General features: G+C 51.0%; 21 protein-coding genes and 1 tRNA gene. 14 read left to right on the top strand and 8 right to left on the bottom strand.

Annotation, left to right across the window (positions count from 1 at the left end; translation table 11 throughout):
• Positions 1-319 precede the first annotated feature (319 nt).
• The 3 genes from BLV85_RS11435 to BLV85_RS15495 are packed head-to-tail and all read right to left on the bottom strand — an operon-like array spanning position 320 to position 1,474.
• Positions 320-829 carry an Hsp20/alpha crystallin family protein gene (locus tag BLV85_RS11435; protein ID WP_090415275.1) on the bottom strand — a complete coding sequence of 170 codons (510 nt, stop codon included), beginning with the start codon at positions 827-829 and terminating at the stop codon, positions 320-322.
• A gap of 49 nt (positions 830-878) precedes the next feature.
• A complete protein-coding gene (locus BLV85_RS11430) occupies positions 879-1,274 on the bottom strand; it encodes a PAS domain-containing protein (protein ID WP_090415273.1) in 396 nt (131 codons plus the stop codon).
• Positions 1,271-1,474: a DUF2934 domain-containing protein gene (locus BLV85_RS15495; protein ID WP_218132824.1), complete on the bottom strand. Its 204-nt coding sequence runs from the start codon at positions 1,472-1,474 to the stop codon at positions 1,271-1,273. Before BLV85_RS15495 ends, BLV85_RS11430 begins: the two co-directional genes overlap by 4 nt.
• A gap of 180 nt (positions 1,475-1,654) precedes the next feature.
• Between BLV85_RS15495 and BLV85_RS11420 the strand changes: the two genes are divergently transcribed.
• Positions 1,655-3,184, top strand: coding sequence for a PAS domain-containing sensor histidine kinase (locus BLV85_RS11420; RefSeq protein WP_090415269.1), 1,530 nt, complete (start codon positions 1,655-1,657; stop codon positions 3,182-3,184).
• Positions 3,185-3,485: 301 nt separating this feature from the next.
• Complete coding sequence (locus BLV85_RS11415; RefSeq protein ID WP_090415277.1) at positions 3,486-4,106, top strand: response regulator transcription factor; 621 nt, start codon at positions 3,486-3,488, stop codon at positions 4,104-4,106.
• Between the two features lie 66 nt (positions 4,107-4,172).
• On the opposite strand, the gene rlmB is transcribed toward BLV85_RS11415, so the two are convergent.
• Both rlmB and rnr read right to left on the bottom strand, forming a co-directional pair.
• Positions 4,173-4,916: a 23S rRNA (guanosine(2251)-2'-O)-methyltransferase RlmB gene (gene rlmB, locus BLV85_RS11410; protein ID WP_090415268.1), complete on the bottom strand. Its 744-nt coding sequence runs from the start codon at positions 4,914-4,916 to the stop codon at positions 4,173-4,175.
• A gap of 26 nt (positions 4,917-4,942) precedes the next feature.
• Positions 4,943-7,135 (bottom strand): ribonuclease R, encoded by a 2,193-nt coding sequence (gene rnr / locus BLV85_RS11405; protein WP_090415266.1) that lies wholly within the window; start codon positions 7,133-7,135, stop codon positions 4,943-4,945.
• Positions 7,136-7,221: 86 nt separating this feature from the next.
• Between rnr and BLV85_RS11400 the strand changes: the two genes are divergently transcribed.
• A tRNA-Leu gene (locus tag BLV85_RS11400) sits at positions 7,222-7,306 on the top strand.
• Positions 7,307-7,465: 159 nt separating this feature from the next.
• Complete coding sequence (locus BLV85_RS11395) at positions 7,466-8,503, top strand: tyrosine-type recombinase/integrase (RefSeq protein WP_090415264.1); 1,038 nt, start codon at positions 7,466-7,468, stop codon at positions 8,501-8,503.
• A 90-nt stretch (positions 8,504-8,593) separates the two neighbouring features.
• On the opposite strand, the gene BLV85_RS11390 is transcribed toward BLV85_RS11395, so the two are convergent.
• On the bottom strand, positions 8,594-8,866 hold the full coding sequence (locus tag BLV85_RS11390) for a hypothetical protein (protein ID WP_090415262.1): 273 nt from the start codon (positions 8,864-8,866) through the stop codon (positions 8,594-8,596).
• Between the two features lie 82 nt (positions 8,867-8,948).
• Entirely contained in the window at positions 8,949-9,668 is a 720-nt protein-coding gene (locus BLV85_RS11385) for an AcaB family transcriptional regulator (RefSeq protein ID WP_090415260.1), read from the bottom strand.
• A 251-nt stretch (positions 9,669-9,919) separates the two neighbouring features.
• Between BLV85_RS11385 and BLV85_RS11380 the strand changes: the two genes are divergently transcribed.
• The 10 genes from BLV85_RS11380 to BLV85_RS11335 all read left to right on the top strand — a co-directional run bounded on the left by BLV85_RS11380 (position 9,920) and on the right by BLV85_RS11335 (position 17,962).
• Positions 9,920-10,786 carry a PD-(D/E)XK nuclease-like domain-containing protein gene (locus tag BLV85_RS11380; protein WP_090415258.1) on the top strand — a complete coding sequence of 289 codons (867 nt, stop codon included), beginning with the start codon at positions 9,920-9,922 and terminating at the stop codon, positions 10,784-10,786.
• 258 nt (positions 10,787-11,044) lie between these two features.
• Complete coding sequence (locus BLV85_RS11375) at positions 11,045-11,416, top strand: single-stranded DNA-binding protein (protein ID WP_090415256.1); 372 nt, start codon at positions 11,045-11,047, stop codon at positions 11,414-11,416.
• A 12-nt stretch (positions 11,417-11,428) separates the two neighbouring features.
• Complete coding sequence (locus tag BLV85_RS11370) at positions 11,429-11,779, top strand: hypothetical protein (protein ID WP_090415253.1); 351 nt, start codon at positions 11,429-11,431, stop codon at positions 11,777-11,779.
• A 96-nt stretch (positions 11,780-11,875) separates the two neighbouring features.
• A complete protein-coding gene (locus BLV85_RS11365) occupies positions 11,876-12,937 on the top strand; it encodes a DUF7146 domain-containing protein (RefSeq protein WP_218132823.1) in 1,062 nt (353 codons plus the stop codon).
• A gap of 256 nt (positions 12,938-13,193) precedes the next feature.
• A complete protein-coding gene (locus tag BLV85_RS11360) occupies positions 13,194-14,246 on the top strand; it encodes a recombinase RecT (RefSeq protein ID WP_176974026.1) in 1,053 nt (350 codons plus the stop codon).
• A gap of 234 nt (positions 14,247-14,480) precedes the next feature.
• Positions 14,481-14,705 (top strand): hypothetical protein, encoded by a 225-nt coding sequence (locus BLV85_RS11355; protein ID WP_090415245.1) that lies wholly within the window; start codon positions 14,481-14,483, stop codon positions 14,703-14,705.
• A gap of 122 nt (positions 14,706-14,827) precedes the next feature.
• Positions 14,828-15,661, top strand: coding sequence for an ArdC-like ssDNA-binding domain-containing protein (locus BLV85_RS11350; RefSeq protein WP_176974025.1), 834 nt, complete (start codon positions 14,828-14,830; stop codon positions 15,659-15,661).
• Positions 15,662-15,916: 255 nt separating this feature from the next.
• The gene (gene radC, locus BLV85_RS11345) at positions 15,917-16,519 is read left to right on the top strand and encodes a RadC family protein (protein WP_245725195.1); all 603 of its coding nucleotides are present in this window, start codon (positions 15,917-15,919) and stop codon (positions 16,517-16,519) included.
• A complete protein-coding gene (locus BLV85_RS11340; protein ID WP_090415240.1) occupies positions 16,516-16,788 on the top strand; it encodes a hypothetical protein in 273 nt (90 codons plus the stop codon). Before radC ends, BLV85_RS11340 begins: the two co-directional genes overlap by 4 nt.
• Positions 16,789-17,299: 511 nt before the next feature.
• Positions 17,300-17,962 carry a DUF3387 domain-containing protein gene (locus BLV85_RS11335; protein WP_143032332.1) on the top strand — a complete coding sequence of 221 codons (663 nt, stop codon included), beginning with the start codon at positions 17,300-17,302 and terminating at the stop codon, positions 17,960-17,962.
• Between the two features lie 302 nt (positions 17,963-18,264).
• On the opposite strand, the gene BLV85_RS11330 is transcribed toward BLV85_RS11335, so the two are convergent.
• Positions 18,265-19,376, bottom strand: a protein-coding gene (locus BLV85_RS11330; protein ID WP_425433807.1) for an IS3 family transposase whose coding sequence is annotated in 2 segments (ribosomal slippage) — positions 18,265-19,172 and positions 19,172-19,376 — 1,113 coding nt in all. Because the reading frame shifts where the segments join, the coding sequence is not laid out codon by codon here.
• Positions 19,377-19,427: the final 51 nt, after the last annotated feature.

The raw sequence follows: 19,427 nt of genomic DNA, 5'->3' as shown, positions 1-19,427 counted from the left end.
GAAACCTTGGCAAAGTCGTTTCGCTGGACTTATATTGGCAAACCTTTGCTCGTATAGGTTATCGGATATATTTCGGATGCTGGGTACTAGAGAGTTTACTTGACTTGAAACGTATTATGGTGAGGCCCAACGGGCCGCGGCCATCCAGATGCTTTTCGGTAACAATAGCGCTACAGTTGCCAAAGCGTTAAGTAAACTGACTTGGGATCGGCATTTCCAAACAGCTTCTTAGGGATTGACGATGTTATCGAGGCCCACCGGAATCATCCAATGTGAATGCCCCGATAACGGTTTGATATGGTGGCTGTGTGTTGATGGGTTATTGAACCTCAATGCTGCGCCGTTTTGATGCTTCCATTTTGGGAAGCATGATTTCCAGGACGCCGTTTTTTAATGATGCGGTTGTCCTGGAGGCATCGACTGTGCTCGGCAGCATGATTGAACGGGCAAAGGAGAAACTGGTAATTTCCCGCCGGAAATAATCACCCTTTTCTTCCTTCTTTTCATGACTGGATTCGGCTTTGATCGAGAGCAGATTGCCGGTGACCGAGATATTCAGGTCTTTTTTCTCGATGCCCGGCAGCTCTGCTCGGACCAGCAGTTCGTTGTCACGGTCGATGACATCCAGGCTGGGCAGGCGCTGGCCTTCGGTTTCAAAGACGTTGTCGAACACTGAGGCGTCACGCCGCCATAATGATGGCCAGCGCGGGTGGAACAGGCGATCGAAAACCCGCTCCATCTCGGTGATGGGATGGATTGACGGCCATGCATATTTAGCGGGTTCCTTGCTGGTGGTTACCGGAACATCCTCTTTGCTTTCTTCAGGCATGATAGCTACTCCTTAATGATTGGTCAGCTAGAAGTTAGGCGAGTATTGGCTAATGCCAGCTTTTGGCCTGATCGATAGGGTGGATCATGACCACTGTCTGATGCTGGCCCTGGTGTTCCAGATCATTGAAGAAAAGCTCACCGGAAAATTGTATATTGTTGTTGCCAACCACATTGAAAGGATGGCCGATGCGCGAAAGAAAGCGCAAATACGGGTTGACCCGCTCACCCTTGCGCAGGGTGATTTCAGATAATTGCGGCAATACTTCGGAAATATGCTGGCCATCCAATTTGGCTGGCTGATAGCCCAGTAATTTCGCACCGCTATCATTGCAATTCTGAATCCTGCCATCTTCCGTGAGAACCAATACCGCAACTTCATCTTTGATATGCCCAGCCGCCCGGGGTACTTTGTTTCGCTGTTTGTGAATCGATTGCGCTTTCATTGATTTGTCTCCTTTTCTGCTGCCAACCAATCATCCAGTTCATGCCCCGGCGCAAACCCACGTGCCTCGGCCTTGTAATAAGCTGAAATCTCGATGCGCGCCTGCAGATCCGCCGTCGGGTTTGTCTTGGACCGGGATCTGGTCGTTTTGCCCGTTACCGATAATTTGCTGCCCTTGGTCTGTGAAACGGTCGCTTTCAAATTAACCTCCTGCTCGAGTGGTATTGTCTGAAGTGGTTATATTTTTTAGCTTCCTTTTGTTGCTATTAATTTACTAAAAATTATTTGACAAAAAAATACGTACGGACACTTAGTTAGTCGTATTTTTTGTGTATGATGATCTCTCGGGTGCCAAGAAATGTTGAGAATCATTGAGAATCCATGCATAGCTCTGAGCCAAGTGTTGATGTAGATGCGGCTGACCGCATGTCTGGTATCAGTCTGCACATGTTGTTTACTGCTTTGCCCGAGGCCTGTTTGTTGGTCGATCACAGCGGGCGGGTATTGTTGACCAATCCAGCCGTGCAAGATCTGTTTGGCTATACTGAAGCTGAATTTTGCACGCTGGAAATTGAGTCACTCATTCCTGCACGTTTTCGGAAACACCACCGGTCTTACCTTAATGCGTTTCTTGCCAATCCCGGAAAGCGATCATTGGGGGATGGCAAGGGACTGGTCATGCTGCGGCGCGATGGACAGGAATTGACAGTGGATATTGCTCTGAGTCCGATTGTTTTGCCGACAGGACTTTGCATTCTGGTTACATTGGATGCCGCGGCGCGGCGGCGTCAAGCTGAACAGGCGCTGCGAATCAGCGAGGAGCGCCTGCTGCTGGCCAAGCAGGCAGCAGGCCTCGGGGTATTCGACTGTGATTGCCGGCGCAAAGTAATATACTGTGATGATCGGCTCAGTGAGATTTGTGGAAATGGGGGTGGCAGGATCATTTCCCATGATGCATTTCTGGCAATTATTCATCCCAACGATCGCCCTTTGTTCGGGAACGCACTTGAACAGGCGACCAATCCGGATGGGGAGGGCCGATTGCATGTCGAGTTCCGGCTGCGCCAAAATGCCACTCACCAAGCCAGTCGCTGGGTGGTAATCGTTGGGCGCGTGCATTTCAAGGCCAGGCAGGCCACAAGACTGGTCGGCACCGTGCGCGATATCACCGAACGTAAGATTTTCGAAAATAATCTGCTGGTACAGAGGAACGAGACCGAGACTTTCTTCAGGCAACAAGTGGCGTTAAGTACCGCCTCGGCCATCGCGCATCAACTCAATTCGCCACTGACCGCTATTTCTATCTATAGTGAGGTGGCCTTGCGTACCATGCAACAAGGTCCCCTCGAAATGGATAAAATGAAGTGTGCGCTCGAAGCTTGTGTCATGCAGGCGCAGTTGGCTGGTCGCAGCTTGCATGAATTGCTGGTATTCCTGCAGAAAGGCGGCGTGCAAACCGAAGCGCTCGATCTCAATGCAATCGTGACGGGCGTGCTAAAGGATGCACGGGACGCAGCGCTGGGTGAGTTTATCTTGTTGCCTGAATTGCAGGCCAATCTGCCAGCCGTTCACGCCAATCGTGTCCATTTGCAGAAAGTGTTGCTGAATCTGATCGGGAATGCGATTGAGGCGATGCGCGCGGTCTGTATCGCTGACGCGGCGATCACGGTTCGTACCGAGAGTCTGACCGAGCAAAGCATGGCCAAAGTCACCGTGCAGGATAACGGTCCTGGACTCGATCAGGAAGTTGCCAGACATGTATTTGAACCCTTCTTTACCACCAAACCCACCGGTATCGGGATAGGTTTGCCCATTTGCCATGCATTGATCGAAGCCAATGGCGGCCACCTCTGGGTCGATGCGGATTATCGCCAGGGCGCCAGATTTTGTTTCACGCTGCCGTTTGCATAGGATGGGCGTTTCCTGGCTGATGGCGGATTGATGGTAGGTATCGCGGCTCGATTGTTGATATATGAATTAAGCAGTACAAGGGTGCGCTTGCGCACCATGACACTGACGGGGAGTTATCCCAAGCTTCATAAATCCTATCGAAAATTGTATGAAGGCATATTGTGTTTTATGAGTGTTGCCATCGGGAAGTGGGTAGAGACCTATGGTCGTTTCTATCAAAGCTGCTTGGTAGCAAGAGGAGGGATGTTGTACGGCGCAGGCGTATCACAACAGGCGGGCGCATTCGATGGAGGGACTGTTGATGAATTCAGAGCAACTGGTTGTCTATGTTGTGGATGATGACCCTGCCGTGCGGGATGCGTTTGCACTGATGCTTGAACAAGCCGGAATTCATGCCTGCTTGTTCAGTGGTGCGGAAGATTTCCTGGCGGTCTATCAACCGGATTTTACCGGTTGTCTTGTTCTGGATGTGCGCATGCCGGGCATGGATGGTATTCAGTTGCAACGAGCGCTTGCTGAGCGTCGATGCACATTGCCGATCATTTTCCTGACCGGGCATGGCGATATTCCGATGAGTGTCCGGGCAATCAAAGCTGGTGCGGTGGATTTTCTCAGTAAACCGGTGACTTATTCCAAACTGCTTGCCAGTATTCGTGCGGCCTTCATTGAGCAGGAAATGCGGCACAAGGCCAGCAAGCCTAATCATGAAGCGAAAGCGCGCCTCGAGAAACTCACCAAGCGCGAACGAGAAGTGGCGACCTTGGCTGCTCAGGGGCTTTCCAGCAAGGAAATCGCCACCCAGTTAACCATCAGCTATCGTACAGTCGAAGTTCACCGCTGCAATATCATGCGCAAGATCGGTGCGCGTAATTTGCTTGAGCTTGTACGGGTTGTGCGTGAGAGCGGCTGGCAGCATATCTGAAGCCCAGCGTATGCTCAAGTTATTCATTAACGAGCCCTTGTATCGTCATGGTGCCGATGACAAATGTCAGGTATTGTGGACGCGCTGGCGGTAGGTTTCGAACAAACAAATACCGGCGCTGACTGAAACATTCAGACTTTCGATATGCCCGACCATGGGGATGCGCACGAGCTGATCGCAAGTTTCACGTGTCAAACGGCGCATGCCTTCTCCTTCGGCACCCAGCACCCAGGCGATCGGGCCAGAGAGCGTCATGTTATCCAGGCTGCTATCGGCATCAGCAGCCGTGCCCATGATCCAGATGCCCATATCCTTGAGTTCGCGCAGGGTTCTGGCCAGGTTGGTCACGGCGAAGAAAGGGACCGTATCGGCGGCACCACTGGCGACCTTATGGACAGTTGCTGTCAAGCCCGCGGCACGATCCTTGGGCGCGATGACCGCGTGCACACCCAATGCATCCGCCACACGCAGACAGGCGCCCAGATTATGCGGATCCTGAACGCCATCCAGTACGAGCAGCAGGGCAGGTTCGGTCAATGCCTCCAGCAAATCCTCAAGCGTGGCAGGCTGATGTGTTTTCGTGACATGGGCGGCCACCCCTTGATGGTGAACGGTGCCCGTCATTCTGCCGAGCCTGTCCGGATCACAAAGAATCAAGCGGGTTGAAGTATTCTCGGCCAGCTTGATTAAATCGCGTGCGCGTTGATCCTGGCGATGGGTGTCCAGGTAGATTTCTTTGATGCTGTCCGGGTGTTGGCGCAAACGGCTGGTGATGGCATGGAATCCAAAGATATAGTGCGAAGTGGTCATGGTTGGAAGATGAAAAGGATGGTCGTTCAGTTTTTCTGTGTATCCACAAGTACAAAATCAATCTTGCGGGTTTCCAGATCTACCCTGACGAGTTTCACTCGCAGTCTGTCGCCGAGCCGGAAACTCTTGCCGCTGCGTTCCCCGCGTAACACATGTTTTACCGGATCGTGATGAAAATAATCGCTGGGCAGCTCTGAAATATGCACCAGGCCTTCGACATAAATATCATCCAGGGCGACAAATAGCCCAAAACCGGTGACGCCGCTGATTACACCATCAAAACTGTCGCCAATTTTATCCTGCATGTAAAAGCATTTCAGCCAGGATTCAACTTCCCGTGTGGCTTCATCCGCACGGCGCTCGGTCGTCGAGCAATGCTTGCCGAGCTCGTGCCAGTCTCCGGGAGAATAATGCTGGCCGGCGAGCGTGGCTTTGATTGCGCGATGCACCAGTAAATCAGGGTAGCGCCGGATCGGCGAAGTGAAATGGGTATAGGTTTCATACGCCAGGCCGAAATGGCCTATGTTGTCCGGGCTGTACATCGCCTGGCTAAGGGAGCGCAGCATGACGGTTTGTAGCAGCTGCGCATCGGACCGGTCCTTGATGCGGGTAAGCGTGCGGGCGTAATCCTTGGCATGGGGTTCGCTGCCGCCACGTAGCTGTAATCCGAATTCTTTCAGGAAATTCCGCAGCGCAAGCAGTTTTTCTTCTGTTGGGCCGTCGTGAATTCGATAGAGCACGGGTTGTTGATGTGTCTGCAGGAAATCTGAGGCACAGACGTTGGCGGCCAACATGCATTCTTCGATCAAGCGATGCGCATCGTTGCGCTGCACCGGGCGTATTTGTTCGATTTTACCCTGGTCATTGAAAACCATTTCGGTTTCAATCGTTTCAAAATCGATTGCCCCCCGTTTCTTGCGGGATCTTTGCAATACCTTGAAAAGTTTGTTCAGCAACCGAAGATGTGGCAGCAGCTGGGCGTGCTGCTTGGCAACAGAACCCTTCGGCTGTGCCAGCATCGTGGCGACAAGGTTGTAGGTCAGCCGGGCATGGGAATGCATGACCGCCGGATAGAATCGATATTCGATGAGCTCGCCTTTGGCCGTCCAATACATTTCACAGACCACGCACAGGCGATCTACTTGTGGGTTGAGCGAACAAAGGCCATTCGAAAGCACTTCCGGCAGCATCGGAATCACCCGCCTGGGGAAATAAACCGAGTTGCCGCGATTGAACGCTTCTTTGTCGAGCGCGTCCTGCTCGGACACGTAATGACTGACGTCAGCGATGGCCACAAATAATCTGAAGTCCTTGCCTTCCTGCTGACAATAAACGGCATCATCGAAATCGCGTGCGGTTTCGCTGTCGATGGTGACCAGTGGTAAATGGCGGATATCTTCCCGTTTGACCAGTTCCTTTTTCAGAACCCTTTTGGGAAACTTGGTAGAAGCTTTGTCGACGTCTGGGGGGAATTGATGAGGCAAATCGAATTTGCGCAATGCAATTTCGATTTCCATGCCTGGCGCTGCATAATCGCCCAATATTTCCACAATATGGCCGATAGGCTGGGCCCGGTTGTTGGGCTGCTGTATGATGCTGACGACAACGATTTGCCCGGAGCGGGCCTGCATGGCGCCTTCCTTGGGAATCAGGATTTCCTGGTTGATGCGCTTGTCTTCGGGTATCACGAGGCATATGCCATGTTCGGTATAAACCCGTCCAACCAGGCTGGTATTGGCGCGCTCCAATACTTCGACGATTTTGCACTCGCGGCGACCCCGCCGGTCTATTCCGCTGACGCGCACGATGACGCGATCACCGTGCAGCACTTTGTGCATTTCTTTGGGACTTAAAAATAAATCCCCTTTCTCGTCATCCGGAACCAGAAAGCCAAATCCATCGCTATGGCCCTGTACGACGCCCTTAATGAGTTCCAGTTTCTCTGTGACGCAGATGTCACCCTTCCGGTTACGGATAATCTGACCGGCGCGTATCATGGCGGACAAGCGGCGATAAAAGAATTCCGTTTCTTCGTCGGTGATATCCAGCAATTCGAGCAGCTTGGTTTCGTTGACTGGCACCCCTTGTTTTTCCAGGATCTGCAGCACGAACTCGCGGCTGGGAAGTGCCACCCCACCGTAACGCTCGCGCTCGCGCTCAAGGTATGGGTCGAGGTCACGTAACCGGTTTTTCTTGATTTTTTTTCTCTTGATTGACAAATCGACTGTTTCCTATAAAATTGCGATCTTCACTGCGGTTATTATGCCTAACTAATCCTAGTTAAGGGAATGATAATCGTAAATATGCCCAGATGGCGGAATTGGTAGACGCGCATGGTTCAGGTCCATGTGCCTTCGGGTGTGGAGGTTCGAGTCCTCTTCTGGGCACCATCCCATCGTAACACATGGGATCACAATCAGTAACAAATCATTTAATTTCAGTCAATTAGGTGGTTTGTGCTAACCCTTCCGGTGTAACAAAATACCGCATTTTGGTGCATTTATCTTATAATTACTGCACCAAAATTACACCATGGTTACACCACAAGCATGGCCACTTTCCAGAAGAGAGGAAAATCCTGGCGAGTATTTGTATATCGTCAGGGCATTCGTAAATCAGCAAGCTTTTCTACCAAGGCAGAAGCCCAGGCCTGGGCAACTAAAACCGAAGCGGAATTTTTAGCCGAGTCCAGGGGGGAAATTCCGGACAAATCATTTGGGGATCTGCTTGACCGTTATGCAAGGGAAGTTTCGCCTACAAAACGGGGAGTTCGATGGGAGCAGATACGACTTGCCAACCTATGCGAGGATCCGCTTGCACATGTTCGCTTGCCGCAATTGGCAAGCCGGCATTTTGCAGATTGGCGCGACCGTCGGTTGGCGAAGGTTTCCGCTGCGACAGTGCTGAGAGAATGGAACTTGCTTTCTAATGCCTGTACCGTAGCCGTTCGGGAATGGAATTGGCTCAAGGAGAATCCGTTGCGGGATGTGCGACGTCCCAAGCAAATTCCGCCACGAGACCGAAGAATCAGTGAGCAGGAACTGGAGCGGCTTTTATGGGCGCTTGGTTATGATCATGAAACTATGCCGATGACGATATCCGCTCGTGTAGGCGCTGCGATGCTGTTTGCCATTGAGACGGCTATGCGGGCAGGTGAAATTTGTGCGCTCCAATGGAATGATGTTTTTCTGGAGGCCTCTTATCTCAAAATACGGGGAACTGGGAATGGTGGTGGCAAAACACTTGCTGCAAAACGAGACGTTCCACTCACACCCGAAGCGCTGAGAATCATCAAACAACTCCAATTGATCAAGGGAGAAGGCAATGAGTCTGTTTTCCAGTTGTCCACTTCTCAGATCGACGCACTCTTCAGAAAAGCAAAGAAAAACGCCATGATCGAGGATTTGCATTTTCATGATACCCGCCATGAAGCCATTACAAGACTGGCTGCAAAACTCGACGTGCTTGAATTGGCGCGTATGGTCGGGCATCGTGACCTACGGATGCTGATGGTTTATTACAACGAGACAGCAAGCAATCTAGCGGCGAAACTCGCAAGATGGACTATAGACAAAGGTGGGCAGTGACATCGTCATTTTGTACAGGGTCCCGGTCACCTTCGAGGTAATCCGGCAGCAGCTGAAGCGGTGATTTGCTCCCCCGGTCATTTCCCATCATCAGAAACGTCTGTTTTCCTGATACCCTTCGGCCCACCCAATGATTTCCTTTGCTTTCCAGCGGGGCTGACCGTTACCCTTTGCACTGGGCAATCGGATCGGTTGGGGAAAATCCGGTAACGGCGTGTAACGTTGCAAGACATGCCTGGGGGTGACTTTGAGGTACTGTGCTATCGTTTGGGCATCCCATAGATCATGCTGTATGGGAATAGTGTTTACCTGGATGCGCTGGGCAAGTTCATTGGCCAGGCGATCGATAATCTCAGTTTCCATAGATAATTTTCCCTGTGAGTATCGCCGATTCATTCAAATCAAACGAAAATTGAATGATCCGGTAGTTAATCGACTATTTCTGCTAACGTAGCCACCCGAACAGTTTGGAGCCGCTTTCGGGCATTTCGCCGGCATTACCCATCGATATTTCATCGATACCTGATTCACCATTGATGATGGGCTCAGTGCCGCCGGAAAGTATCTGACCGGCAGTTTTGTTCTGCATGTTCTGATTAGGACTTTCTTGTTGCGCCTGCTTTCTGGAATCAATCATCGCCTGTCGCACAGTGCCTCTGGCGCTGCTGGCAATTTTGAGGATTCTGCGCTTCCACTCGTACAGAATACGGGAATATTCATTGTCTGGAATCATGCCCGACAACCAGAGCGCATCCAGTTTTGCGATCAATCCGTCGAACTCATGCAAAATGCCTGCATAACGTGCGGAGCGATGGGACGATATCTTGGCTTCCACGACGAGCGGCTCGGAGTAATTGACGCGATCCAGCGTGATGCCGTTGTCTTCAACCACTTTTTCGAGGCGGGCAATCTCGTTGCGAATATCGTTTTGGGCTCTGTTGAGCCGATCATCGATCAATTCTTCCATGGCACGTACTTGATCTTCAGTGCCGACCGCACGCAACACAACCGATAGTGAATAGATCGCATCGGTATACAAATCGAATCCTCGCCGGAAGACCTGTTGCGCATGAAAGGATTGTAGCTTGAGGCTTTGCACTACATAAGGGCGGCTTTTGGTGGATCTGTCGCTTGCCATGATGACCTCGCCTGAATGTCTGATCATGGGATTTTATTTGCGTACATTTGAAAATTCCGGCCAAAAAAAGCACAAAAACGCACTGTTTCACGTTCGCAATCAGAAATTATCCACGATAGAATTTTTGCGTATTCTGCCTTTGTGACAAAGACAGAATCTTCCCAGCTGAGGAAGTCAAACAAACAGCAATTTTTATCTTCACTCGAAAATCTTACGGGGACATCACTCCCCGTAGGGGCCAAGGTGTCTTCGTGCAGTCAAACAAAGAGGAGACACCGATGGACACATCAGTCGTAACCAACCCAATCAGTGGGTTTCATCCGGATTTTCTTCAGTCATTGCCGGCTGCGGATTATCACAGCCATCCCGCCATTGGCCATTCCAGCCTGGTGCGCATCATGCGTTCCCCTGCGCATTACCAGGATTACGCAACCTATCCGCCTGAGCCGACAGTGGCGATGAAGTTGGGAACGGCTTTTCATACAGCGCTGCTCGAATGGGAGTTGTTTGGAAAAACCTTTGTGGTCGCCCCGAAATTCGACCGGCGGACCAAGGCAGGCAAAGCCCAAGCCTTGGCCTGGGAAACCGGACACACCGGAAAAATCATCCTGACACCCGACCAGATGGAGGCCATCGGCAAGATGGTGCTGGCCGTGCGCGAGCATAAAGGTGCCAGGCGATTGCTCGGTGACGGCCTGGCAGAAACTTCCGGCTTCTGGCGGGATGAGCGGACCGGAATCGAATGCAAAATGCGGCCCGATTTTTTGGCGGCCGAGGGCGAAACGATTGCGGGCATAGTCGATATAAAAACTTGCGTCGATGCCAGTGCGGACGGTTTCTCGAGAGCCATCGCCACACAGGGCTACGACGTGCAAGCGGCATTCTATCAGGATGGCATGAAGACATTATCCGGCGAAACGGTACCGTTCTATTTCATCGCCATAGAGAAGGAAGCGCCGTATGCACTTGCCGTTTATCGAGCCAGCCAGGCAATGCTGGAGATCGGCAGAGAGAAGTACCGTGCGGCACTGGAATTGCTGAGTTGGTGTCGCAGAAACAATTTCTGGCCGTCCTATCAACCCGGCGGGGAAATCGAAACGATAGACCTACCGCGCTGGGCGGCAAATTTCAGCCTCGATGGCTGAATGGAGTAACAGCGGATATTTGAACACCCCTGCACCTGTGCGGGGGTTTTCCTGGACGCATCCAGGTGTGTCGAGGAAAACTGGATCGTTCTTTCCGGCTGAATCGGAAAGACATCGAGGCAGCTGGCCTCGCAAAACAAGCAGCGCTATCAGACAGTCCGGGCGGCCGGCTGTCGGCTTCAACCCTGGCCGGGAGAACACATTTCCCGGTGGGGAGCGGTGTCATTTCTGGCCTTTTTCTTATTCAAGGAGCAAACCATGTTGAATAAAGTGCAGCTGATCGGATTTCTCGGCACCAATCCGGAGATCCGTTACACACAGGAAGGTGATGCGGTTGCCCGCACACGGATCGCCACCAGCGAAACCTGGAAGAAAAATGGCGAAAAACAGGAAAGAACGGAATGGCACCAGATCGTTTTTTTCGGAAAACTGGCCGAAGTCGTGGGTGAGTATCTGAAAAAAGGATCACTTGCCTATGTCGAGGGACGGCTGCAAACGCGGTCCTGGGACAAGGACGGAGAAACCCGGTACATGACCGAGATTGTCGCGGACAGCATGAAAATGCTGCCCAGCGGCAAAAGGCACGACAGTGGTAACCCATCCACTGCCGATGAAAATGAACCTTTCTGAGGGGAGGCCAGCATGAATTATCAAGTCATTCTACCTGCCATCTGGAAAGACGGACTGGTCAACAACGACTGGATTACGCTCGAAAACAATTTCCCGGATGAAGCCGCCAACGCAAAAGCCTGGCAGATCGAATCCGGACTGACCGTGATCGGGTGCGAAGATAGGGCATTCGTTGCTACTTACGAGGGCATCGAGACGATGTGTTTGCACTATCACTGTACCGATCCGGTCGGTGAGGGCGAATTCGATCGTGTACTGAAAAGGATCGAGCAAGGAAGCTCGACGGTCAACGATGCCCGATTTATCAGGCATTACGTGACAGGCATCAGGCAAGGCGCAATCGTCGGGGCACACCGGCCCTAACGAGCCATTCTATTTTTAATCCGACCCGGACGGGAGAGCCCTCCCCCGTTTGGGAATGGGATGCTCTTGTCCGGGTTCTTCTTTGGAGGAAGAACCATGAATGCAGACCAAGCAAGAGAACTGGCGCGTGGACGCTGGTGTGCAATATTGATTACCCTGGCCCCACCGATCACGCCCGCCTTTGAGCGTGCCGGTCGCCATGTTCCCTGTCCGGTACATGGCGGAAAGGACGGATTTCGAGTTTTTCGGGACGTCAATCTGTCTGGCGGCTCGATTTGCAATACCTGTGGTAATTTTCCGGACGGGTTTTCCACCCTGATGTGGATCAATGGTTGGGATTTCAAGACCGCGTTACAGGCAGTTACGGATTATCTTGGCACCCGGCACAAATCGAAACCGGTCGCCAGGCAGTCATTGCTAAAACATGGCCGCGAGGATGAGAAGCTGCGCCAGGCGCTCAATCGAGTGTGGAAGGAATCCATCTCGCTCCATGACGACGGGGCCGAACCGGCTAGGTGTTATCTGGCGCGGCGTGGCATCGATTTGTTGCCGGATAATAGGGTAGTCAGGTTCCATCCGTCATTGCCCTACTTTGATGGTGAGCATTGGGTGGGTGACTACCCGGCCATGCTGGCGCTGGTTTCGGACACGGCAGGTAGACCGGTGACACTTCATCGGACCTATCTGACGAAGGAGGGCAGCAAGGCGCCCGTGGAATCTCCCAGGAAGCTGATGCGCTATCCACGCAACCGGACGATCACAGGCGGGGCGATCCGTCTGAATGAATCGGATTCATCCTTACTTGCCATCGCCGAAGGACTGGAAACCGCGCTGGCGGTGAGGGAAGGAACGGATTTACCAGTATGGTGTGTGATCAATGCCGTGTTGCTGGAAAAATTCACTCCACCCGTTACCACAGAAAAAATTCTGATCTTTGCCGACAAGGATCGCCCGACCGCGCGGCATCCCATGGGGCACGGACAGGAAGCGGCAAGAATCCTTGTGCAAAGGCTCTGGAAGATGGGGATCAGAGTTTCCCTCGTCATGCCAGAAGGTGAAATTCCGGCCGGGCGCAAGTCGCTGGATTGGAACGATCTGCTGCGCCAACATGGTAAGCAGGTGTTTCAACCGGAGAATGTGCGTGCCACAGTCGCATAATGAGAATGTCCTGCCCTTCGGGGTGGGGCTTCTTCTCCTGGATGGTTTTGCAGAGCGGATCGGTTGTCCGCTGTGCAAAAATATCCGGTTTCATGCTTCTGAATCTTTCAGCAGCGGAAAATTCGTAACTGGCGAATTCAAACAAACAGTCTTTCAGCGCACCAGCGGGTCATACCGCCTGGTGCTTCATCCATCCCACGGGGACACCGCTCTCCGCAGGGGCCATGGTGTTTCCGTGATTTCAAGGAGCGGCATCATGGCCTTACAAGCATTGAAAAACATCAACCGTACCCAAGCTGGTAACGGTGAGAGTGAAGCCAAAGGTTTTCCAGCTTTGCTGGAAAAATACAAGAGTGAAATCGAACGGGCGCTGCCACGCCATATCAATCCGGATCGGATGGCAAGGGTTGCCCTGACCGCGTTTCGCATGAACCCCAAATTGGGTGAATGTGATCCCCGTTCCGTTTTTGCGGCAATCATCCAGTCATCGCAGCTTGGATTGGAAGTTGGACTGATGGGGGAAGCCCATCTGGTTCCGTTCAAAAGCGAATGCCAATTGATTCCCGGTTACACCGGGTTGATCAAGCTGGCGCGCCAAAGCGGCCTGGTTCAGGACATCTATGCGCACGAAGTCAGGTTGAACGATACGTTCACATTGAATCTCGGCATGGCGCGCAGCCTTGAACACAAGCCCATGACCAGTGCGGGAGGTTTTCCAGCATCCGATGAGGAGCGGGGTGCCATCGCGGGTTTTTATGCGGTTGCTGTTTTCAAGGATGGTAGCCGTACGTTTGTGGCAATGAGTCTTGGTGAAGTGGAGCGGATACGCGACAACTCGCCGGGTTATCAGTCGGCCAAACGGAACAGGAAGGAATCCGTGTGGGACACCGATTTTGTTGCCATGGGCTTGAAGACCGCTATCCGCAGGCTATGCAAATACCTGCCAAAATCCCCCGAGCTGGCCACGGCGTTGTCGCTCGATGCAGTATTGGAGCAAGGCAAGGGACAGCACCTCGATCTGTTCGAGGCTGCAACAGGTAGTTACGCGCCAGTTGATGTGGAGGAAGAGACTGAAGCTGAAGTTATCCCTTCTTCTGATAAACCATCCAGGACTACTACCGCCAAGCCAAGCGGGAACCAGGATAGTGATCCGGTGCTGAGAGTGGCAGTCGATGCAATGGAGCAAGCCACCACTATAGAGGCGCTGGATGAAGTGTATATCCGCCTTGAAGCCGACTTCACGGATGACAGTCTTGGATCTCTTATGCGTGAATACCGCCGCATCAAAGAGAAGCTTGATTTGCAGTAGTAACCGAAAACCATCCGCTCCTTCGGGAGCGGATGGTTTTCCCTAGCGCATCGAGGTGCGCTGTGGAAAACCGGATGTCTCTTTCTGATTATTCAGAAGGTCATCGAGCTAGCTGAACTCGCTAAACAAACAGCAAGTAACGTTTACCTGGCAACCAGCTGGATTCATCAACCCTGTGCGGGGATGCCATTCCCGCAGGGGTCATGGTGTGCTCGTATTCAAAAGGAGTGCATCATGGAAATCCTGTTTTTTTGTATCGCCTTCACTTGCCTGTTTCTTTTGGAACGGACCAAAAAGGTGCAATCGGCCCAATGGATCGAGGCCTTACCGGCCATTCATGAGGACTGGGAGCAATACGAAACCCCGACGTACCTACGGCGTGGCGTTAGTATTTCTCGCAGGGCAGTACCGACCAGGAAAAAGCGGAAGGCATCGGCAAAAGCTGCTGCTGTCGTGTAAGTAGGCGTAATGACTGTCTTGCCAGATTGCAAGGCAGTTTTACTGAGAAACATTCAAACCCAACGCGGGGATATTCATTCCCGCAAGGGTTGGGTGTCTCCGCTTTCTTGGAGATACCAAAAATGCATACACCAGACTGGAAACAACTCTTGGCAGACGCCTTGACTCTGCCAGGTAGATTATCGGCTGCCTATTCGATGTTTCACAACTACAGCATCTCAAACAGGCTGTGGGCAATAGCGCAGCTCGAAGCACGCGGCCTGCCGATCTCTCCCATTGCCAGTTACAACGGATGGAAGAAATTTGGCAGGCAGGTGAAAAAGGGAGAAAAGGCCCTGTCCTTGCTCATGCCGCGAATGTACCGGAAGAAGGATGCATCCGGAGCATTAACCGACCCAGAAGATATCCGGATAGGTTTCATGGTCAGGAACCACTGGTTCAGCCTGGATCAGACCGAGGGTGAAGCATACGAACCCGATCTGTTGATCCCGGAATGGAGCCGTGTGGCGGCGTTGGATGCCTTGGGTCTTCGGGAAGAAGTCTTTTCCGATATGAATGGCAACAAAATGGGTTATTCAGTGCCATGCGAGGGCGTGATCGCGGTCAATCCGCTCAATCCGTTGCCATGGAAAACACGCTTTCATGAAATCGCCCATTGTTTGCTTCATACAGAAGCGGCGATGCTCTCCGATGACCAGGTGCTCGATGACAGTCTCATCGAAGTCGAGGCCGAGTCGGTGGCTTATCTGTGCTGTGCATCGCTGGGTTTGCCAGGTCTGGCCGAAAGCCGGGGATACATTCAGCATTGGATGCAAGGGACAGAATCCAAACGGCTCACTGGCAAAAATATCCAGCGTATTTTTGGTGCAGCCGACAAAATCCTGTCGGCTGGTAAACCCGCACAGCCCGAATCCGGGATATGTGGCCAGGCTATGCAAGCTGCCGATCTTCCTTAAACAAAAAAATCAAGAAAGCGGTAGCCGAAAGGTTGCCGCTTTCATCGTTCCACCCTTCCGTTTTCCCTGGCGCATCATCAAGATGCTTCATAAAAAGCGGAATTTACGTTCATGGCCGTGCCATGACGGATCTTCCAAGCTGGGGAAGTGAAACAAACAGCAACCAAGCGGCATGGGTGCATCCCCATGCTTTTTCCCGAACCGGGGCATTGCTTCCCGGTCGGGAACGTGGTGCCCCATCTTCAAGGAGTGACCATGAAGCCATTTCATGAAATGAGCAATGTCGAGCTGTTGACGTTGCTGATCGGCAAACAATCCGCCGGTAATCTGGGGGCCAGATCGCTTTTAGAGCTGTTTGGTTTTAGTGTGACAAGGAACGGACTGGCAACAGGCGAAGCAATTGCTTCCTACCCGCTGCATCCAAGCCTGCTTGCCGCCAAGGAGCTTATTGCCCGCTGTTTTCAGGAACGGATGGAATCAGGCGAAGTCTTGTCTTCTCCTGGTATCGTAAAACAGTTTCTTTGCTCGAAAATCGGAAGCCTGGAGCATGAGGTATTCTGGTGTCTCTGGCTGGATAACCGGCACAGACTGATTGCGGCCGAAGAACTGTTTCGGGGAACACTCAGCCAGGCAAGTGTCTATCCCAGGGAAATTGTCAAAAGAGCGCTTGCCGTCAATGCTGCGGCAATCATTCTGGCTCACAATCATCCGTCGGGTGAAACTGAGCCATCCACGTCAGATATCCAATTGACCCACACTATCAAGTCAGCGGTTGCTTTGGTCGATGTGCGGGTACTGGATCATTTTGTGGTTGGAGGGACCGACGCAATTTCTTTTGCGGAAAGGGGGCTACTATGAAACCTTCTTTCAGTTTTTATGCTGATGCCGGTCACGGTTGGCTCCGGGTGCCCAAACATCTACTGGTTGAGCTTGGCATCGCGGAAAAGATCACTTCTTTCAGCTATCAGCGGGGTGATTATGCTTATCTGGAAGAGGATGTGGATCTGTCTATATTTCTAGCAGCAATGAGACAGCGGGGCATTGAACCCGAATTTCGTGAATACCATTCTGAGTATTCCAGAATTCGTGGTTACGAGTCTTTCTGTTATGAATCAGCGCTGCCGTAAGCCATGATGATCTCACTGGCTTCATCCCCGATTATGTTGAACTGTCGCGGGTTGTGATTGAGTCGAACCGAATTCATCCCTGGCGGTTTTACCGCTGGGGGTGGGTTCTTTTGTGGGAGTGATAGTGTCTAGCACCCGGGCCTTATTAGTTGCCGAGCGTATTTCATCAGGCGATTTTTTCCGCAAGCTGCGTCTCGAATATTTGTCGATAGGCACTTTGCCGTTGCTCATTCATTTTACGCAAACAACTATATAGGTCTGCCTGAGTGCCAGTTATCTTATTATGAAACAACAAGTTGTGATTGGTTTTGGTAAAGAAGCTCTACGGAATTCTGGCCAATACTGCCATAAATAGCCCGTTCTGGTAGATTTCGGGCCATAAAAACCTCAAGCTTCAACTATAGTTTGAGAAAATACCTGATTCTAGAAACCCACTTCATTCGACGAGCAACTAAACCAGAAGGTCAAAGGTGCGGATATTACCGGCGTGATCCGTAGACTTCAGCAGGAAGTGAACATGAGCGTCACGACTGAAGATTCAACCTGCAGTGATGATGATTACGTGGATATAGGGCAGCTGGATTTTGACAAGTTGCGCCAGGCTTTTCAGAAATCGAATAACAAGAACATAGTGGTGTTCGATTTCCAGGAAGCCATCGAGCGCAAGCTAGAAAAAATGGTACAGCAGAATCCGCTGCGGCTGGAGTTCTACGAGAAATACAAGAAAATTATTGAAGATTACAATCAGGGTAAAGACCTGCAGAGTGTCCAAAAAGCTTTTGATGATCTACAAGAATTTATGAAGGGGATGTCCAAGGAAGAATCCTGTGCCATTTTCGAGGATCTGGATGAGGAAACGCTTGCCATATTTGACCTGCTGAAGAAGCCCTCTCTCTCTAAAAAGGAAGTCGAGGTAGTCAAGAAAGTGGCAATCAAAACATTAGACACACTTAAAAAAGAGAAGTTAAAAATCGAAAGGTGGCGCGAAAGCACGCAAGTGACTGCACAGATAAAAACCATCATTTTTGACAGCTTGCAATGGTTGCCGCAAGAAGTCTATTTTGATGACGAAGTTGGCGAGAGGGCAAATCTGGTTTACCAGCATGTCTACAGTAACTACCCTGGAGGGGATGGAAGTGTTTATGCACAATATGAAGCTAACCCTTTTTGTTAACCAAATATGTGAAAATCGATTTCACAATCTGTGTTTGGTAGGGTTTTGCCTATTTATCTAGACGCGCCATCTTCATCAACCGAGACCGGCTATCATGTATCCAGCGGTAAGAATTATTTATAGCTCTCTGATTAGGGCTCGAACTAGTGTCCTGCGGATTACAGATTTAATATGACACTCTTTATTTTATCATCGCTAAAACTCGCTAATAATCGCCAGATTTATCACGTTTAATTTTAATAGCAGGTTAGGAAATTTTGAAAGTGGATATTTGATGTGTCAACACTTTTCTGGACACAATGTTAAGCAGCTTTGTGCTGCAATTCGAAGTCTAGTGGCGATAAATAGCCATTGGCTGAATGCAGTCGCTCGCGGTTGTAAAAGACCTCAATATACTCAAACACGGCTTGTTTAGCTTCGTCTCGAGTTTGATAGATCTGATGATGTATCAGCTCTGTTTTCAAGGTATGGAAGAAACTTTCCGATACCGCATTATCCCAGCAGTTACCTTTGCGACTCATGCTCTGCCGGATGCCATGCTGTTTTAATAACGCCCGGTGGCTCTCTGATGCATATTGACTACCGCGGTCGCTATGCCACAGCAAGCCCTTTGCAGGTTTTCGCTGCCAAATAGCCATCATCAAGGCGTCATTTACCAGCTTTGTTCGCATATGTTCTGCCATTGACCAACCAACCACTTGCCGTGAATACAGATCAATCACTACAGCTAAATACAGCCAACCTTCCCGAGTATGAATATAAGTGATGTCGCCCACATACACTTGATTGGGCTGGTGCACGTTAAATTGCCGTTCCAGCTGATTGGGTGCGATGGGCAAATCATGCCTGGAATCCGTAGTGGCTTTGAATTTTTTCTTTGTTTTACACGCCAGTTCGGCTTCTCGCATCAATCGGCCTATCCGCCGACGGCTGACGGTTCGGCCCTGGTTGACCATCAATTTCTGGATACGCCTGGTACCATAGGTAGCACGACTCTTCCCGAACACGTCCCGGATAATTGCCGCGAGCTCAATATCATCCTTTTCCCTGGTGGTTTGAACACGGTGCAGCCAGGCATAGTAAGCGCTTTGAGAAACTGCCATAAACCGGCACATCGAGTTGACTGAAAACTCCTTAACATGCTGTTTGATCCATGCGTACTTCACCGTTGCTCCTTGGCAAAGTACGCAGCTGCCTTTTTTAATAAATCACGCTCCTCGGTCAAGCGAGCATTCTCTTTCTTCAGGCGCTTTAATTCTTCATACAAATGATCATCAGTACGCACCGCTTTATCCTGCCCTGACGGTCGACTGTATTTGTTGATCCAAGTATGTAAGGTGTTTTCATTAACACCAATATCTCTGGCCGTTTGTAGTGGTCTAATAGCACCGGACACTTTAATAAGAGATAATATTTATCAACTATTGAGGTGTTAGCATGGGACAGAAACGAACATACAAACAAT

It is taken from the genome of Nitrosomonas halophila (assembly GCF_900107165.1).
Lineage (GTDB): Bacteria > Pseudomonadota > Gammaproteobacteria > Burkholderiales > Nitrosomonadaceae > Nitrosomonas > Nitrosomonas halophila.
This window is presented reverse-complemented; position numbering and strand designations above follow the sequence as displayed.

What these genes read in the sequence shown, in the direction of transcription:
- BLV85_RS11350 (WP_176974025.1), top strand. Translation starts at nt 14,828, where the DNA reads ATGCATACACCAGACTGGAAACAACTCTTGGCAGACGCCTTGACTCTG.
- radC (WP_245725195.1), top strand. Translation starts at nt 15,917, where the DNA reads ATGAAGCCATTTCATGAAATGAGCAATGTCGAGCTGTTGACGTTGCTG.
- BLV85_RS11355 (WP_090415245.1), top strand. Translation starts at nt 14,481, where the DNA reads ATGGAAATCCTGTTTTTTTGTATCGCCTTCACTTGCCTGTTTCTTTTG.
- BLV85_RS11370 (WP_090415253.1), top strand. Translation starts at nt 11,429, where the DNA reads ATGAATTATCAAGTCATTCTACCTGCCATCTGGAAAGACGGACTGGTC.
- BLV85_RS11340 (WP_090415240.1), top strand. Translation starts at nt 16,516, where the DNA reads ATGAAACCTTCTTTCAGTTTTTATGCTGATGCCGGTCACGGTTGGCTC.
- BLV85_RS11415 (WP_090415277.1), top strand. Translation starts at nt 3,486, where the DNA reads ATGAATTCAGAGCAACTGGTTGTCTATGTTGTGGATGATGACCCTGCC.
- BLV85_RS11375 (WP_090415256.1), top strand. Translation starts at nt 11,045, where the DNA reads ATGTTGAATAAAGTGCAGCTGATCGGATTTCTCGGCACCAATCCGGAG.
- BLV85_RS11385 (WP_090415260.1), bottom strand. Translation starts at nt 9,668, where the DNA reads ATGATCAGACATTCAGGCGAGGTCATCATGGCAAGCGACAGATCCACC.
- BLV85_RS11430 (WP_090415273.1), bottom strand. Translation starts at nt 1,274, where the DNA reads ATGAAAGCGCAATCGATTCACAAACAGCGAAACAAAGTACCCCGGGCG.
- BLV85_RS11380 (WP_090415258.1), top strand. Translation starts at nt 9,920, where the DNA reads ATGGACACATCAGTCGTAACCAACCCAATCAGTGGGTTTCATCCGGAT.
- BLV85_RS11395 (WP_090415264.1), top strand. Translation starts at nt 7,466, where the DNA reads ATGGCCACTTTCCAGAAGAGAGGAAAATCCTGGCGAGTATTTGTATAT.
- BLV85_RS11365 (WP_218132823.1), top strand. Translation starts at nt 11,876, where the DNA reads ATGAATGCAGACCAAGCAAGAGAACTGGCGCGTGGACGCTGGTGTGCA.
- BLV85_RS11390 (WP_090415262.1), bottom strand. Translation starts at nt 8,866, where the DNA reads ATGGAAACTGAGATTATCGATCGCCTGGCCAATGAACTTGCCCAGCGC.
- BLV85_RS11420 (WP_090415269.1), top strand. Translation starts at nt 1,655, where the DNA reads ATGCATAGCTCTGAGCCAAGTGTTGATGTAGATGCGGCTGACCGCATG.
- BLV85_RS11435 (WP_090415275.1), bottom strand. Translation starts at nt 829, where the DNA reads ATGCCTGAAGAAAGCAAAGAGGATGTTCCGGTAACCACCAGCAAGGAA.
- rlmB (WP_090415268.1), bottom strand. Translation starts at nt 4,916, where the DNA reads ATGACCACTTCGCACTATATCTTTGGATTCCATGCCATCACCAGCCGT.
- BLV85_RS11360 (WP_176974026.1), top strand. Translation starts at nt 13,194, where the DNA reads ATGGCCTTACAAGCATTGAAAAACATCAACCGTACCCAAGCTGGTAAC.